This window comes from Halomonas sp. H10-9-1, from assembly GCF_040147005.1.
GTDB lineage: Bacteria > Pseudomonadota > Gammaproteobacteria > Pseudomonadales > Halomonadaceae > Halomonas.
In genome coordinates, this window is the sequence record NZ_JAMSHO010000001.1 from 451,532 (window position 1) to 467,822 (window position 16,291).

The window sequence follows — 16,291 nt, forward strand, 5'->3', positions numbered from 1 at the left end:
ACCAGCGGTTAGGGTACCAGCCCAAGGTTTACCGTGTGGCCAATGGCTAGATCATGTAACCTCAAGCTGCAGGATGGGAACAACAATTGAGACCTGTCACCATGTTCAAGGTGGGCACTATGCCAAAACGGGCAAGCCGCGAGACTTAGCAGGGGCAGGACAGAGATGCGATTGATGGCATCCAGCAAGGGGTTGATCGGCGTCGACATTACCTCGGCTACGGTCAAGCTTATGGAACTCAGGCGAGCTGGCGCCACTTATCAGGTGGAGAGCTATGCCGTCAGGCCGCTGCGCGAAGGTGCGGTCGTCGAGCGACGTATCCATGATATGGGGGAGGTGGTAGATGCCCTTTCCCGCGCCGTCCAGCAGGCCAAGCCTCATACACGCAAGGCAGTGGTGGCGGTGCCTACAAGTGCGGCGATCACCAAGACCCTCACTTTGCCGGCGTCGCTCAGCGACGAAGAGATTGAATACCGGATTCAGGTCGATTCAGACAAGCACATTCCCTTTCCGTTCAGCGAGGTCGCCTTCGACTTCCAACGCCTGGGGCTCAACGCCCGCTACGCCGACCAGCAGGACGTGCTTCTGGTGGCCTGCCGGCAGCAGGATGTTAACCAGCGTACAGAAGCTCTTTTCAAAGCTGGTCTTAGTCCAGCGGCCGTTGACGTTGAAACTTTCGCTTTAGAACGCTCTTTTTCTGTTATTCAAAAACAGTTGCCTACTGACCTTCAGGACAATGAAACCATTGCGCTAGTGGATGTGGGTGCAACAATGAATACATTCCATGTTTTCCGATCAGGTCGAATTGTATATAGCAGAGATACACTTTTCGGGGGGAAGCAGCTAACTGAAGAAATTAAGAGCAGGTATGGTTTGAGTGTTGAGGAGGCTGGGCTTGCCAAAAAAAGAGGTGGGTTGCCAGACGATTATAAAAAAATGTTGCTGGACCCATTTGTAGATACCATTGCTCAGCAAGTAGGTCGATCTTTGCAGTTGTTTTACACAGCGGCAAGGAAGAGTGATATTCGCTATGTCTTTCTTGCCGGTGGTTCAAGTCTTGTTCCAGGGCTGGCTAATAGAATTTCTGAAGAGTGTAGTGCCAAGGTTTTGATGGCAAATCCTATGCTTAATATGGAAGTTGTTGGAAGAATAGATCTCGAAACTCTCTCGGCAGATGCCCCTGCTATGCTGACATCATGTGGCTTGGCAATGAGGTCAGTCTCTTGATTATCGAGATTAACTTACTTCCTTGGCGCGAGGAAAAGCGTGAAAAGAGAAGAAAGCTGTTTTATTTCTCTTTGGCGATTTCTCTTCTGGTTGGTGCTGGGTGTTCATATTGTTTATCTCTTTTTTATGAGCATGAGAGTGAAGTTCAGGCTAATCGAAATGAGTATGTTGGCAAAATGAGTAGTCAGCTTGACTCGGCTATTCGTGAAGTTGGTGAGATTGAGGGAGTTAGAGACGAGATATTGTCGCAGCTGGAGGTTTTTAGCTCGCTTCAAGAAGGTCGTTTTCAGACTGTTTCTGTTATGAGTGAGTTGACATCAACTCTTGTTGATGGTGTTTATTATACATCTATGTCGCGCCGAGGAGATAATGTTGAGCTGATGGGTAGGGCTGAAAATAATCGCCAAGTTTCGGACCAGCTTAGAAGTCTATCTTCTTCTGAGTATTTTGGTGAGCCATTGCTATCAGAAGTCGAGGGCGCTGAAAATGGGGATGAGAGGCTTTTTAATCTCGAGGTTTCTCAGCGTTATCCTAATGGTTTTGCTAAAAAAGAAAACATTGATACGTTCTGACTACGTTCTGACTAGTAGTGCAAGCGAATAGGGGTGGGTCGGTGAGTCTCAAAACAGAATTCATTCGCCTTCGTGAAGTTGATTGGCGTGAGTTGGATATAAAAGAAGCTGGCTCCTGGCCTTTGGTTCTCCAGCTGTTTTGCTGTTTCCTTGCCTTCGTTCTACCCTTCTCGGCTGTGTATTTTTATTATGTTAGTCCTGAAAAGGAAAGCTTGATTGTTGCGAGAAATTTAGAGGAAAAGTTGATAACCGAGTACCGTGTTAAAGCTGCCAAGGTGGCGAATTTAGAAATCATGAATGAGCAAATGGGGGTCTTGGAAGTACGCATTGAAGAGTTACGTGAAATGCTTCCAACTGGTGCTGAGGTGCCTTCTTTACTCGATAGTATTAGTGAGGCTGCTATTGATAATAAGCTTGAAATCGATTATTTGAGGTTGCGCTCTTCTCAAGCTCTCGAGCATTATATAGAGCGTCCCTTCGATATTCAAGTTAGAGGCGGATATCATCAGATTGCAAATTTTCTATCTGATGTTGCAAGTATGCCACGGATAGTGACCATGCATGAGCTTGTGATGGCGCCTGATGACGAAGGTTTTCTGGTCCTGAGTCTCTTAGCAAAAACTTACAGTTACCGAGAGCAGCAGGGAAGCGAGGATTAGTGATGGTTTTTATTCTTTTTTTTAGATCTCTGCTTGCTCTTTTATTTATTTTTTTAGTGGGGTGTTCTGACCCAGATATCGCTGAGCTTGATAGACGTCTTTCTGAAATTCGCAATGATCCCGGCCCGGCACCTGAATTAGAAATCCCGGATTTTTCTGAAGAAACTGGTATCGTTTATGAGCTTAGCGAGCTGCGCAGTCCATTTCAATCTGAAAAGTCAGAGCCTGATCAAAATCTTCCAGGACCGGGTGCGGAACTTCCGGACGATGAAAGGCCTAAAGGGGTTTTGGAAAAATTTGACCTAAGTGAGCTTGAGTTGGTGGGTACTCTCAATCTTGCTGGTAAGCCTTTCGCTTTAATCAAGGAGCCTGGAGGGGAAGTCCATCGAGTTGAGGTGGGTGACTACTTAGGTCAGGATAATGGGCGTATTACGGCAATCGAGACATCTTCGGTATTGCTTGTTGAGCGCATCTTAGAGCAAGGTATCTGGGTCGAGCGTCAACGAGACCTAACTCTGGGTTCATGATCATCACAGGCTTGGTTGTTTTCAAGGCTGCGTCAGGAGAGAGAGTAACCATGCGATCACTCATCATCAAGCGTGCAGCCGCGGTGCTCGTTTTGCTGGCGGTCTCTGGGGTGGCCCTGGCGGCCTCCACGCTTCAGGGTCTCGACTTCCGTCAGGGCCCCAGTGGCGAGCTCGAGGTGGACCTCGACTTCGCCGGGGCGGTGCCCGAGGTGCGCGGCTACCGCATCGACGACCCGGCGCGGCTCACCATCGACCTGATGGAGGCCGACAATGGCCTGCCCGAGCGTCGCTACTCCCTGGGCATCGGTGGCGTGCAGCAGGTCACCGCCCTGGAGGCCGGCTCCCGCACCCGGCTGGTGTTCGACCTCGAGGGTCCGCTGCCCTACAACACCCGCCAGCAGGGCGATCGCCTGCGCCTGGCCATCGGCGGCGGTGCCGCCGACACCGGGGTGGCCACCACCGCCACCCCCTCGACCGTGGCCACCGGCGCGTCCACGACTGAGCCGGCCCCGCGCCAACCCGCGAGCACCGGCCCTAGCGTCGAGGACATCGACTTCCGCCGTGGCAGCGACGGTGCCGGGCGGCTGATCGTCACCTTCGACCGCGCCGGCGTCGACGCCCGGGTGCGCGAGAGCGGCCGTAACCGCATCACCGCCGAACTGATGGACGTCGATCTGCCGCGCTCCCTGGATCAGGTCTACGACGTCAGCGACTTCGGCACCCCCCTGCAGCGCATCACCCCGCGGGTGGGGCGCAACGGCGTGACCCTCGATATCCAGGGCAGCGGCGACTACGCCATGGTCTCCACCCAGAGCGGCCGCCAGCTGACTATCGAGGCCCAGCCGGTGACGCGCCAGGAACAGGAGCGGCGGGTGCGCGAGCAGTTCCCCTATACCGGCGAGCGCATCACCCTCAACTTCCAGGACATCGAGGTGCGCTCGGTGCTGGCGATCATCGCCGACTTCACCGGGCTCAACCTGGTGGCTAGCGACAGCGTGCAGGGCCGCGTGACCCTGAACCTCCAGGACGTGCCCTGGGACCAGGCGCTGGATCTGGTGCTCAAGAGCCACGGCCTGGCCAGTCGCCAGGAGGGCAACGTGATCGTGGTGGCGCCCGCCGCCGAGCTCGCCCAACGTGAGCAGCTCGAGCTGCAGACCCGCGAGCAGCTGGAGACTCTGGCGCCGCTGGAGTCAGAATACATCCAGCTCAACTATGCCAAGGCAGAAAACATCGCCTCGCTTATCCGTGGTGGAGAAGGAGGGTTTGGCCTGCTGACAGAACGGGGGAGGGTCGCAGTCGATCCAAGAACCAACACGTTGTTGCTCCAGGATACGGCGGAGCAGATCGCAACGATCATAGATACACTTGAGCGTCTCGATATTGCCGTACGTCAGGTACAGATAGAAGCACGAATCGTCATCGCAAGTGATAGTGCAACACGTGAACTTGGAGTTAACTGGGGTCTTTCCAGTAATCGATCTGGTGATGGATTCCGTGCAGATGGAGCATCAACAGGGCGCTTTTTTTCGCAAGAAGGCGTGCAGGGTGGGCGTAGATATTCGAGTGGCGTGCCACTTCCAGATGAAGACGGTGTTATCGAATACGAGGACAATGTTTTTCAGCGTGGTGGATTGACAGTAGACTTGGGGAATCCGGCAAGAGCTCTTTCAAGTTTTTCATTTGGATATTTGTCAGGTGATATTCTCTTAGATTTGGAGCTCAGGGCTCTCGAGAGTGAGGGTAAGAGCTACACTATTTCGCAGCCTCGAGTTATTACTGCTAATCAACAGTCTGCTGTTATCAAGCAAGGTCAAGAGCGAGCTTACCGTGAGACGGCTGCCAGCGGTGCTTCAGCATTGGAGTTTAAGGAGGCTGTTTTGTCACTAGAAGTCACGCCACAGATTACCCCGGATAACAGGATAATGATGGATTTATTGATCACCAATGATTCGTTTGGTGAGTCTGATATCCCGGGGGGTGAGCCGCCCATTAATAAGAGCGAAATACAGACTCAGGTGCTGGTCGACAATGGAGAGACTGTAGTTTTGGGTGGCATCCTGCAGACCGAAGAGCTCAATAGCCTAGCCAAGACCCCATTCCTCGGTGACCTGCCGGTGCTGGGGCGTCTATTCCGCTATACCGAACAGAGCAACGAGAAGGTAGAATTGCTTGTATTCATTACCCCTAGAATCCTGGATGAAGGCGTGGCACTTCGCTGATGCTGGAACTACCCAACCTGATACTGATCGGCCCCATGGGGGCCGGTAAGAGTACCATCGGCCGCCTCCTGGCGGCCGAGCTTGCTCGTGACTTCCTCGACACCGACCACGAGATACAGACGCGCTGCGGCGCCGATATCCCCTGGATCTTCGATGTGGAGGGGGAGGCGGGCTTCCGCGACCGCGAGACCCAGATGATCGACGAACTGACCCGCCGCGAGGGCGTGGTGATCGCCACCGGCGGCGGCGCGGTGCTGCGCGAGGAGAACCGCCGCCTGCTGCGCGAACGGGGCACCGTCATCTACCTCTTCACCACCGTGGAGCAGCAGCTCAAGCGCACCGCCAAGGACCGCAACCGGCCGCTGCTGCAGCGCCCCGACAAGGAGGCGGTGCTGCGCGAGATGTTCGGCGTGCGCGACCCGCTCTACCGCGCCACCGCCGATCTCACCGTGCGCACCGATCGCCGCGGCCCGCGCTCGGTGGTCAACGATGTCGTCCGCCGCGTGACGCGGCTGGTCGACCCCCTGCAAGCCAAGGCCTGAACCATGACCCAGACCCCATCCGTCCCGCACACCCTCGAGGTGGCGCTGGGCAGCCGCAGCTACCCCATCCATATCGGTCCCGGCCTGCTCGGCGAGCCTGGTGTCCTGGCGCCCTGGCTGGCCGGTCGCCAGGTGATGATCGTCACCAACGAGGCGGTGGCACCGCTCTACCTCGAACGCTGTCGCAAGGCCCTGCCGGACGACGTGGAGCTGCGCGAGCTGGTGCTGCCCGACGGCGAGGCCACCAAGAACCTCGCGCATGTCTCACGCATCTGGGATGCCCTGCTCGAGGCCGGCTTCAACCGCCGCTGCACCCTGGTGGCCCTGGGCGGCGGGGTGATCGGCGACATGGTGGGCTTTGCTGCGGCCTGCTACCAGCGCGGCGTGGCCTTCATCCAGGTGCCCACCACCCTGCTGGCCCAGGTGGACTCCTCGGTGGGCGGCAAGACCGGGGTCAACCACCCGCTGGGCAAGAACATGATCGGCGCCTTCTGGCAGCCCCGGGCGGTGCTGATCGATACCGATACCCTGGCCACACTGCCGCCCCGCGAGCTCTCGGCGGGTCTGGCCGAGGTGATCAAGTATGGCCTGATTCGCGATGCGGAATTCCTCGCCTGGCTGGAGCAGGCACTGCCGGCGCTGCGCGACCTGGCACCCGAGGCCCTGGCGCGTGCCATCCAGCGCAGCTGTGCGCTCAAGGCAGAGATCGTCGCCGAGGACGAGACCGAGCAGGGCGTGCGTGCGCTGCTCAACCTGGGCCACACCTTCGGCCACGCCATCGAGGCGCATCAGGGCTATGGCAACTGGCTGCATGGCGAGGCGGTGGGCACCGGCATGCTGATGGCCGCCGAGCTCTCGGCGCGCCTGGGCTGGCTCACCACGGATGACGTCGAGCGGGTACGGGCCATCCTGCGGGCCGCGGGCCTGCCGCTGGAGGCCCCGGCCGAGATGGGTGTCGACGATTTCCTGTCGCGCATGCGCCTCGACAAGAAGAACGTCGACAGCCGCCTGCGCCTGGTGCTGCTGCACGCCCTGGGCGATGCCTGCGTGGATGACGCCACGCCCCCGAAGACCCTCCAGGCCCTGCTCGAGCAGTTCCCCCGCGGCTGAGTCCAGGGGCATCGCTTTCCATTAGCTGTCCCCGTTGGATCTTGCACATAGCAAGAGGCGCCGGGGATAGGCCGAAGAGGGGGTCCGAGGACCAGGGACGGCTGAGGTAGCGCCCAGGGAGGGGTTCACAGCGCCCCCTCGCAGGCCTGTCCCCGGAAAAGCCTCGAGCGGTGCGGCGACCTGTGTCGCTCCACTCTCTCCATTGCTTCATTCGATCTTCACGCCCGCGCCATCTCGGCGCGGGCGTTCGTCGTCTATGCTCCTGATAACAGTGCCGGCAGCGACCATGAATCGCTCGATTGGCATGCCTCATGCGCTATCAGCATGGGGTCTTTGGTAAAAATGCGACTAAAGTCTAGGGCGCTTCCTCAATCGTTTGTTTTGCGTTTATGTGTGATGCAAGTCATTGAGCGGCGGAGTTTTTTGTTTGATGGGTCGTTGGCAACTGTCGGATTTATCGATGATTTCTGCATTCCGGTGGGTGCCATCCCATTGCGCTGCAGCGCAGGCGCTGGCTATGCTGGAAGGCCTTTTGCCAAGCAGGTGGGCGCGGAATTTGCGCCGGCTACGTGAAATAAAAAACCTAAAAATATATCACGAAGTTCCTGTCAAGAAAACCACTTTTCCGAGGCGCGCCAATGAACAGAGGTCTACACCAGCCCGGCGAGTTCCGCGACAACTGCGGGTTCGGCCTGATCGCTCACATGGAGGGCCGCGCCAGCCACGAGCTGCTGCGCACCGCCATCGAATCCCTGACCTGCATGACCCATCGCGGCGGCATCGCCGCCGACGGCAAGACCGGTGACGGCTGCGGCCTGCTGCTGCAGCTGCCGGATGCCTTTATGCGCCAGGTTGCACAGGAAGCCCTCAAGGTCGAACTGGGCGAGCGCTACGCGGTGGGGGCGGTGTTCCTGCCCGACGACGATGCTCGAGCCGCCCACGCCGCGGAGGTGCTCGAGGGCGAGCTGCGCGCCCGGGGCCTGGTGATCCGTGGCTGGCGCGAGGTGCCGGTGGATGCCTCGGTGTGCGGCCCCATGGCCCTCGAGTGCCTGCCGCGCATCCGCCACCTCTTCGTGGAGCCGGGCAAGAACGGCAGTGCCGAGACCTTCGAGGTCGACCTCTTCATGGCCCGCCGCCACGCCGAGCAGGCGCTGCGCGACGAGCAGGAGTTCTACGTCTGCTCGCTCTCCGAGAAGGTGCTCTCCTACAAGGGCCTGGTGATGCCGGTAGACCTGCCGGCCTTCTACCACGACCTCGGCGACGCGCGCCTGGAGACCGCCATCTGCGTCTTCCACCAGCGCTTCTCCACCAACACCGCGCCGCGCTGGCCGCTGGCCCAGCCGTTCCGCCTGCTGGCCCATAACGGCGAGATCAACACCATCGAGGCCAACCGCGGCTGGGCCAACTCGCGCAAGGAGAACTTCGTCTGTGAGCGGCTGCCCGACATCGCCGAGCTCGACGACATCGTCAACACCACCGGTTCCGACTCCTCCAGCATGGACAACATGCTCGAGGTGCTGCTGATGGGCGGCATGGAGCTGCATCGCGCGGTGCGCATGATGGTGCCGCCGGCGTGGCAGAACGTCGAGCTGATGGACGCCGAGCTGCGTGCCTTCTACGAGTACAACTCCATGCATGTGGAGCCCTGGGACGGCCCCGCCGGGGTGGTGATGACCGACGGCCGCCAGGCGCTGTGCATGCTCGACCGCAACGGCCTGCGCCCGGCGCGCTGGGTGATCACCAAGAACGGCTTCATCACCCTGGCCTCCGAGATCGGCACCTACGCCTACCGGCCCGAGGACGTGGTGGCCAAGGGCCGCGTGGGGCCGGGTCAGGTGCTCGCCGTGGACACCGAGACCGGCGAGGTGCTGCACACCGACGATATCGATGCCCGCCTCAAGGCCGCCTATCCCTACAAGCGCTGGCTGAAGCAGGAGGCGCAGTACCTGGAGTCGGCGCTCACCGAGCTTGCCAGCTTCCACAACATGGACGCCGATGCCCTGGCGGTGGCCCAGAAGATGTTCCAGGTCAGCTTCGAGGAGCGCGACCTGCTGCTGCGTCCGCTGGGCGAGAGCGGTCAGGAGGCGGTGGGCTCCATGGGCGACGACACCCCCATGGCGGTGCTCTCCGCCAAGCCTCGGCTGCTCAGCGACTACTTCCGCCAGAAGTTCGCCCAGGTCACCAACCCGGCGATCGATCCGCTGCGCGAGGCGATCGTGATGTCGCTGGAGACCTGCATCGGCGCCGAGCGCAACGTCTTCAAGGCGACCCCGGAGCATGCCCACCGCATCATCCTGACCACGCCGATCCTCTCGCCGCGCAAGTTCACCGCCCTGGTGGAGCAGGAGGACCCGGCCTACGCCAGCCAGCGGCTGCGCATGGCCTACGACCCCGAACGCCACGGCCTGCAGGCGGCCCTGCGCGAGCTCTGCCGCGAGGCCGAGCAGGCGGTGCAGGATGGCAAGGTGATCCTGGTGCTCTCCGACGCCGACCTCGAGAAGGGCGAGCTGCCGATCCATGCCGCCCTGGCGGTGGGCGCCGTGCACCACCACCTGGGCCGGCTGGCGCTGCGCCCGCGCTGCAACATCGTGGTGGAGACCGGCTACGCCCGCGATGCCCACCAGATGGCGGTGCTGTTCGGCGTCGGCGCCACCGCGGTCTTCCCGTGGCTCGCCTACCAGGTGATGGCCGACATGCACCGCACCGGCGAGCTGGTCGGCAACCCCGCCGACGCCCGCGAGAACTACCGCAAGGGGCTGCAGAAGGGGCTGTTCAAGATCCTCTCCAAGATGGGCATCTCGACGCTGGCCTCCTACCGCGGCTCCATGCTCTTCGAGGCGGTGGGCCTCGACGACGAGGTGATGGCGCTGTGCTTCCCGGGCATGGCCTCGCGCATCCAGGGCAGCGGCTTCGCCGAGCTGCAGCTGCAGCAGGAGCTGCTCGCCCGCGACGCCTGGATCCCGCGCAAGGGCATCAGCCAGGGTGGCCTGTTCAAGTACGTGCATGGCCACGAGTACCACGCCTTCAACCCCGACGTGGTCAAGTCGCTGCAGGAGGCGGTGCAGGAGGGCAGCTACGCCAAGTGGAAGCGCTTCGCGGCGCTGGTCAACGAGCGCGCTCCCGCCACCCTGCGCGATCTGCTGCGCCTGAGGCCGGCCGCAGAGTCCTTGCCCCTCGAGGAGGTGGAGTCGGTCGCAGACCTGCTGCCGCGCTTCGACAGTGCCGGCATGTCGCTGGGGGCGCTGTCGCCGGAGGCCCACGAGGCACTGGCCCAGGCCATGAACGAATCGGGGGGGCGCTCCAATTCCGGCGAGGGCGGCGAGGATGCCGCGCGCTACGGCACCATCCGTTCCTCCAGGATCAAGCAGATCGCCTCGGGGCGCTTCGGCGTCACCCCGGCCTATCTGGTCAATGCCGAGGTGCTGCAGATCAAGGTGGCCCAGGGGGCCAAGCCCGGCGAGGGCGGCCAGCTGCCCGGCGGCAAGGTCAACGCACTGATCGCCCGACTGCGCTACGCAGTGCCAGGCGTGACCCTGATCTCGCCGCCGCCGCATCATGATATCTACTCCATCGAGGACCTGGCGCAGCTGATCTTCGACCTCAAGCAGGTCAACCCCGACGCCCAGGTCTCGGTGAAGCTGGTCTCCGAGCCCGGCATCGGCACCATCGCCACCGGCGTGGCCAAGGCCTACGCCGACCTGATCACCGTCTCCGGCTACGACGGCGGCACCGCGGCGAGCCCCATCACCTCCATCAAGCATGCCGGCTCCCCCTGGGAGCTGGGCCTGCCCGAGGTGCACCAGGCGCTGCGCATCAACGGCCTGCGCGACAAGATTCGCCTGCAGACCGACGGCGGCCTGAAGACCGGCCTCGACGTGGTCAAGGCGGCGATCCTCGGCGCCGAGAGCTTCGGCTTCGGTACCGCGCCGATGGTGGCGCTGGGCTGCAAGTACCTGCGCATCTGCCACCTCAACAACTGCGCCACCGGCGTGGCCACCCAGCACGACTACCTGCGTGGCGAGCACTTCCGCGGCACCGTGGACATGGTCAAGCACTACTTCCGCTTTATCGCCGAGGAGGTGCGCGAGCTGATGGCGATGCTCGGCGTGCGCCAGCTCACCGACCTGATCGGCCGCACCGACCTGCTCGAGGCGATCGAGGGGGTGACCGCCTCCCAGCGCAAGCTCGACCTCACCCCGCTGCTCGGCAACGACCACGTGCCGGCGGACGCCCCGCAGTTCTGCCGGGTGAGCCGCAACGTGCCCCACGATCCGGGCGCCAAGAATCAGGAGGTGCTGGAGGCGCTCAAGGACGCCATCGAGCAGAGGAGCGGCGGCGAGTTCGCCTTTACCATCACCAACTGCGACCGCTCCGTGGGCGCGCTGACCTCCGGCGCCATCGCCAAGCGCTATGGGGAGGCGGGCCTCGAGGACGCCCCGGTCACCGCCCGCTTCACCGGCGTGGCCGGCCAGAGCTTCGGGGTGTGGAATGCCCGCGGCCTGCACCTCTACCTGGAGGGCGATGCCAACGACTACGTCGGCAAGGGCATGAACGGCGGCAAGGTGGTGATCACCCCGCCCAAGGGCAGCCGTTTCGAGAGCCATCGCACGGCCATCGTCGGCAATACCTGCCTCTATGGCGCCACCGGCGGCAGGCTGTTCGCCGCGGGCACCGCCGGAGAGCGCTTCGGGGTGCGCAACTCCGGCGCCCACGCGGTGATCGAGGGCGCCGGCGACCACTGCTGCGAGTATATGACCGGCGGCCTGGTGGCCGTGCTCGGCGAGACCGGGGTCAACTTCGGCGCGGGCATGACCGGCGGCTTCGCCTATGTGCTCGACGAGGACCGCACCTTCGTCGACAAGTACAACCACGAGCTGGTGGAGATCCACCGGGTCAATACCGAGGCCATGGAAGCCTATCGTCGCCACCTGCGCGAGGTGATCGAGGAGTTCGTCGCCGAGACCGGCTCGGCCCGCGGCCGCGCCATCCTCGAGGACTTCAGCGACTTCACCCGCCACTTCTGGCTGGTGAAGCCCAAGGCGGCGAGCCTGAACAGCCTGTTGGCCCAATCCCGGCGTCAGCCGGAATAAGCGGCGGCGACAGCCGAAACCGCGCCACTGACAACAGGTGATGCGCCCCGCCGGGCACCGGCGGGGCAGCCGACAGGACTTCCAGGAGAGACAAGATGGCAAACCGTCTGAGCAACGACTTCCAGTTCATCGACGTGGGTCGCCAGGACCCCGAGAAACGCGACGCCCGCACCCGCTCGCGGGAGTTCGCCGAGATCTACGAGCCCTTCAAGCCCCAGGAGGCGGCCAGCCAGTCGCATCGTTGCCTGCACTGCGGCAACCCCTACTGCGAGTGGAAGTGCCCGGTGCACAACTACATTCCCAACTGGCTGCAGCTGGTCAGCGAGGGCAACATCCTCGAGGCGGTGGAGCTGTGCCACCGGACCAACTCGCTGCCCGAGGTGTGTGGCCGGGTGTGCCCCCAGGACCGCCTCTGCGAGGGCGCCTGTACCCTCAACGACGGCTTCGGCGCCGTCACCATCGGCTCGGTGGAGAAGTACATCACCGACACCGCCTTCGCCATGGGCTGGCGCCCGGACATGTCCCAGGTGAGCTGGACCGACAAGCGGGTGGCGGTGGTCGGCGCCGGCCCGGCGGGACTGGGCTGTGCCGACATCCTGGTGCGCAATGGCGTCAAGCCGGTGGTGTTCGACCGCAACCCCGAGATCGGCGGCCTGCTCACCTTCGGCATCCCTGAATTCAAGCTCGAGAAGAATGTCATGGAGCGCCGCCGCGCGGTGTTCGAGGAGATGGGGGTGGAGTTCCGCCTCGGCGTCGAGATCGGCCGCGACATCACCTTCGACAGCCTGCTCGAGGAGTACGACGCGGTGTTCCTGGGTATGGGTACCTACAAGTACATGGAGGGCGGCTTCCCCGGCGAGAACCTGCCCGGCGTCTACAAGGCCCTGGACTTCCTGATCGCCAACGTTAACCACTGCCTGGGCTTCGAGAAGGACCCGGGGGAGTACATCTCCTTCAAGGGCCAGCGGGTGGTGGTGCTGGGCGGCGGCGACACCGCCATGGACTGCAACCGCACCTCGATCCGCCAGGGCGCCACCAGCGTCACCTGCGCCTACCGCCGCGACGAGGAGAACATGCCCGGCTCACGCAAGGAGGTGGCCAACGCCCGCGAGGAGGGCGTGGAGTTCCTCTTCAACCGCCAGCCCGTCGCCGTGGTGGGCGAGGGCAAGGTCGAGGGGGTCAAGGTGGTGCGCACCCGCATGGGCGAGCCCGACGAGAACGGCCGTCGCCGCCCCGAGGTGGTGCCGGGCTCCGAGGAGGTGATCCCCGCCGACGCCGTGGTCATCGCCTTCGGCTTCCAGCCCGACCCGCCCGAGTGGTTCGCGACGGCGGGGGTCGAGGTCGACGAGCGTGACCGGGTCAAGGCCGCCGAGCAGAGCGAGTTCGCCTTCCAGACCAGCCACGAGAAAATCTTCGCCGGTGGCGACATGGTGCGCGGCTCGGACCTAGTGGTCACCGCCATCTACGAGGGGCGCCAGGCCGCCGAGGGCATCCTGGACTACCTGGGGGTGTAAGGCTGGCTTTAAGCCGGTGTGAAGTGGCAAGGAGCGAGGGGCGCTGGGGGCAAGCCGAAGAGGAGGTCCTATGCCAGGGATGGCATCGGTAGCGTACAGGGAGGTATTCACAGCGCCTCCTCGTAGGCTTGCCGCCAGATCAGCCCCGAGTGGGCTCTGATGACATGTCGGGCACACGGTGCTATAGCCCGAAATTGAGACCAAGGTCGCCCTCTGCTATCCTGTCGACCCATCCTGGCGCGGCTTCCTGCCGGGCCTACCGATCACGTTTCGACAGGTTCCTCATGACACGATATATCTTCGTGACCGGCGGCGTTGTGTCCTCTCTCGGCAAGGGCATCGCGTCGGCCTCGCTGGCGGCGATTCTCGAGGCGCGCGGCCTCAAGGTCACCATGCTCAAGCTCGACCCGTACATCAACGTGGACCCGGGCACCATGAGCCCCTTCCAGCACGGCGAGGTGTTCGTCACCGAGGATGGCGCCGAGACCGACCTGGACCTTGGGCACTACGAGCGTTTCATCCGCACCAAGATGACCCAGGGCAACAACTTCACCACCGGCCGGGTCTACGAGCACGTGCTGCGCAAGGAGCGCCGCGGCGACTACCTGGGCGGCACCGTGCAGGTGATCCCCCATATCACCGACGAGATCAAGCGCCGCGTCTACGAGGGCGGCGAGGGCTTCGACGTGGCCCTGGTGGAGATCGGTGGCACCGTGGGCGACATCGAGTCGCTGCCCTTCCTGGAGTCGATCCGCCAGATCAGAAGCGAGCTGGGCGCCAGCCGGGCGATCTTCATGCACCTCACCCTGGTGCCCTACATCAAGACCGCCGGCGAGACCAAGACCAAGCCGACCCAGCACAGCGTCAAGGAGCTGCGCTCCATCGGTATCCAGCCGGACATCCTGATCTGCCGCAGCGAGGTGGAGCTGGAGGAGACCGAGCGGCGCAAGATCGCGCTGTTCACCAATGTCGAGGAGCGCGCGGTCATCCCGCTCCAGGATGCCGACACCATCTACCGCATCCCGTTGATGCTCCATGAGCACGGCCTGGACGAGATCGTCTGCGACAAGCTACGCCTCACCGCCGACGAGGCCGACCTCTCCGAGTGGGTCAAGGTGCTCGACGCCAAGCTCAACCCGCTCAAGTCGATCAACATCGCCATGGTCGGCAAGTACATGGAGCTGCTCGACGCCTACAAGTCTCTCAACGAGGCGCTGATCCACGCCGGCATCCAGACCCGGGTGAAGGTCAACGTCGACTACATCGACTCCGAGGACATCGAGCGTCACGGCACCGAGCGCCTGGCCGGCAAGGACGCCATCCTGGTGCCCGGCGGCTTCGGCGAGCGAGGCGCCGAGGGCAAGATCGCCACGGCCCGCTTCGCCCGCGAGAACGGCATCCCCTATCTCGGCATCTGCCTCGGCATGCAGGTGGCGGTGATCGAGTTCGCCCGCCACGTGGCCGGCTGGGAGGACGCCAACTCCACCGAGTTCACCCACGATACCCTGCACCCGGTGGTAGGCCTGATCACCGAGTGGCTCTCCCCCGAGGGCAAGGTCGAGCTGCGCGACGCGGCCTCCGACCTCGGCGGCACCATGCGCCTGGGGGGCCAGGTGTGCCAGCTCAAGGCCGGCAGCAAGGCCCGCGAGGCCTACGGGGCCGACGAGATCGTCGAGCGCCACCGCCACCGCTTCGAGGTCAACGAGCAGTTCGTCGAGCAGCTCGAGCAGGCCGGCCTTGTGGTCTCCGGCAAGAGCGTCGACAACTCCCTGGTGGAGGTCGTGGAGCTGCCCGACCATCCCTGGTACGTCGCCTGCCAGTTCCACCCGGAGTTCACCTCCACGCCGCGTGACGGCCATCCGCTGTTCACCGGCTTCGTCAACGCCGCGCTGGAGCACAAGGCGGCACGGACCCGCGCCCAGTCCTCCCACCAGGAGTGATGCCGATGAGCGCCCCCGAACGTACCCTCGAGATTGCCGGCCTGAAGGCCGGCAATTCGTTGCCGCTGATGCTGTTCGGCGGCATGAACGTGCTGGAGTCCCGCGGGCTGGCCCTGGAGGTCGCCGAGACCTACGTCGAAGTCACCGGCAGGCTCGGCATGCCCTACGTCTTCAAGGCCAGCTTCGACAAGGCCAACCGCAGCTCCATCCACTCCTTCCGCGGCCCCGGCCTCGAGAAGGGGCTCGAGATCCTGGCCGAGGTGAAGGCGCGCTTCGGCGTGCCGATCCTCACCGACGTCCATGAGCCCTGGCAGGCCGAACCGGCCGCCGAGGTGGCCGACGTCATCCAGTTGCCGGCCTTCCTGGCCCGCCAGACCGACCTCGTCGTGGCCATGGCGAAGACCGGGGCGGTGATCAACGTCAAGAAGCCGCAGTTCCTGGCACCCCACGAGATGCGCCATATCGTGCGCAAGTGCGAGGAGGCCGGCAACGACCGGGTAATCCTCTGCGAACGCGGCTCGAGCTTCGGCTACAACAACCTGGTGGTGGACATGCTCGGCTTCGGCGAGATGAAGGCCACCGGCCTGCCGGTGTTCTTCGACGTCACCCACTCGCTGCAGCGCCCCGGCGGGCGCGCCGACAGCGCCGACGGCCGTCGCGCTCAGGTCGCCGAGCTGGCCCGCGCCGGGGTCGCCGTGGGCCTGGCGGGGCTCTTCCTGGAGGCGCATCCCGACCCCGACAGCGCCAAGTGCGATGGCCCCTGCGCGCTGCCGCTGGACCGCCTCGAGCCCTTCCTGGCGCAGCTCAAGGCCATCGACGAGCTGGTCAAGGGGTTCCCCGCCCTGGATATCGAATAACCCGGCTACCCAGGCAGCACCGGCAAGCCGAGAG

11 protein-coding genes are annotated in these 16,291 nt (G+C 63.0%); all 11 read left to right on the forward strand.

All coding sequences use genetic code 11. The features are described from left to right. Window positions 1–165: 165 nt before the first annotated feature. The 11 genes from pilM (at window position 166) to kdsA (ending at window position 16,257) form a co-directional block, all read left to right on the forward strand. A complete protein-coding gene (gene pilM, locus NFH66_RS02080; RefSeq protein ID WP_349607970.1) occupies window positions 166–1,227 on the forward strand; it encodes a type IV pilus assembly protein PilM in 1,062 nt (353 codons plus the stop codon). Beyond that, a complete protein-coding gene (locus NFH66_RS02085; protein ID WP_349607972.1) occupies window positions 1,224–1,799 on the forward strand; it encodes a PilN domain-containing protein in 576 nt (191 codons plus the stop codon). Before pilM ends, NFH66_RS02085 begins: the two co-directional genes overlap by 4 nt. 41 nt (window positions 1,800–1,840) lie before the next feature. Continuing rightward, complete coding sequence (locus NFH66_RS02090) at window positions 1,841–2,458, forward strand: type IV pilus inner membrane component PilO (protein ID WP_349607974.1); 618 nt, start codon at window positions 1,841–1,843, stop codon at window positions 2,456–2,458. Between the two features lie 2 nt (window positions 2,459–2,460). Next, on the forward strand, window positions 2,461–2,985 hold the full coding sequence (locus tag NFH66_RS02095) for a pilus assembly protein PilP (RefSeq protein WP_349607976.1): 525 nt from the start codon (window positions 2,461–2,463) through the stop codon (window positions 2,983–2,985). 50 nt (window positions 2,986–3,035) lie between these two features. Then, the gene (locus tag NFH66_RS02100) at window positions 3,036–5,204 is read left to right on the forward strand and encodes a type IV pilus secretin PilQ (protein WP_349607978.1); all 2,169 of its coding nucleotides are present in this window, start codon (window positions 3,036–3,038) and stop codon (window positions 5,202–5,204) included. Further along, window positions 5,204–5,746, forward strand: a complete 543-nt coding sequence (aroK, locus tag NFH66_RS02105; RefSeq protein WP_349607980.1) for a shikimate kinase AroK — start codon at window positions 5,204–5,206, stop codon at window positions 5,744–5,746. The genes NFH66_RS02100 and aroK overlap by 1 nt, the downstream gene beginning before the upstream one ends. Before the next feature lie 3 nt (window positions 5,747–5,749). Then, window positions 5,750–6,856 (forward strand): 3-dehydroquinate synthase, encoded by a 1,107-nt coding sequence (gene aroB / locus NFH66_RS02110; protein WP_349607982.1) that lies wholly within the window; start codon window positions 5,750–5,752, stop codon window positions 6,854–6,856. A gap of 638 nt (window positions 6,857–7,494) precedes the next feature. Then, entirely contained in the window at window positions 7,495–11,946 is a 4,452-nt protein-coding gene (gltB, locus tag NFH66_RS02115; RefSeq protein ID WP_349607984.1) for a glutamate synthase large subunit, read from the forward strand. 95 nt (window positions 11,947–12,041) lie between these two features. After that, window positions 12,042–13,460, forward strand: a complete 1,419-nt coding sequence (locus NFH66_RS02120; protein WP_023004832.1) for a glutamate synthase small subunit GltD family protein — start codon at window positions 12,042–12,044, stop codon at window positions 13,458–13,460. Between the two features lie 284 nt (window positions 13,461–13,744). Beyond that, on the forward strand, window positions 13,745–15,400 hold the full coding sequence (gene pyrG / locus NFH66_RS02125) for a CTP synthase (RefSeq protein ID WP_349607987.1): 1,656 nt from the start codon (window positions 13,745–13,747) through the stop codon (window positions 15,398–15,400). A 5-nt stretch (window positions 15,401–15,405) separates the two neighbouring features. After that, complete coding sequence (kdsA, locus tag NFH66_RS02130; RefSeq protein WP_300270941.1) at window positions 15,406–16,257, forward strand: 3-deoxy-8-phosphooctulonate synthase; 852 nt, start codon at window positions 15,406–15,408, stop codon at window positions 16,255–16,257. Window positions 16,258–16,291 lie beyond the last annotated feature (34 nt).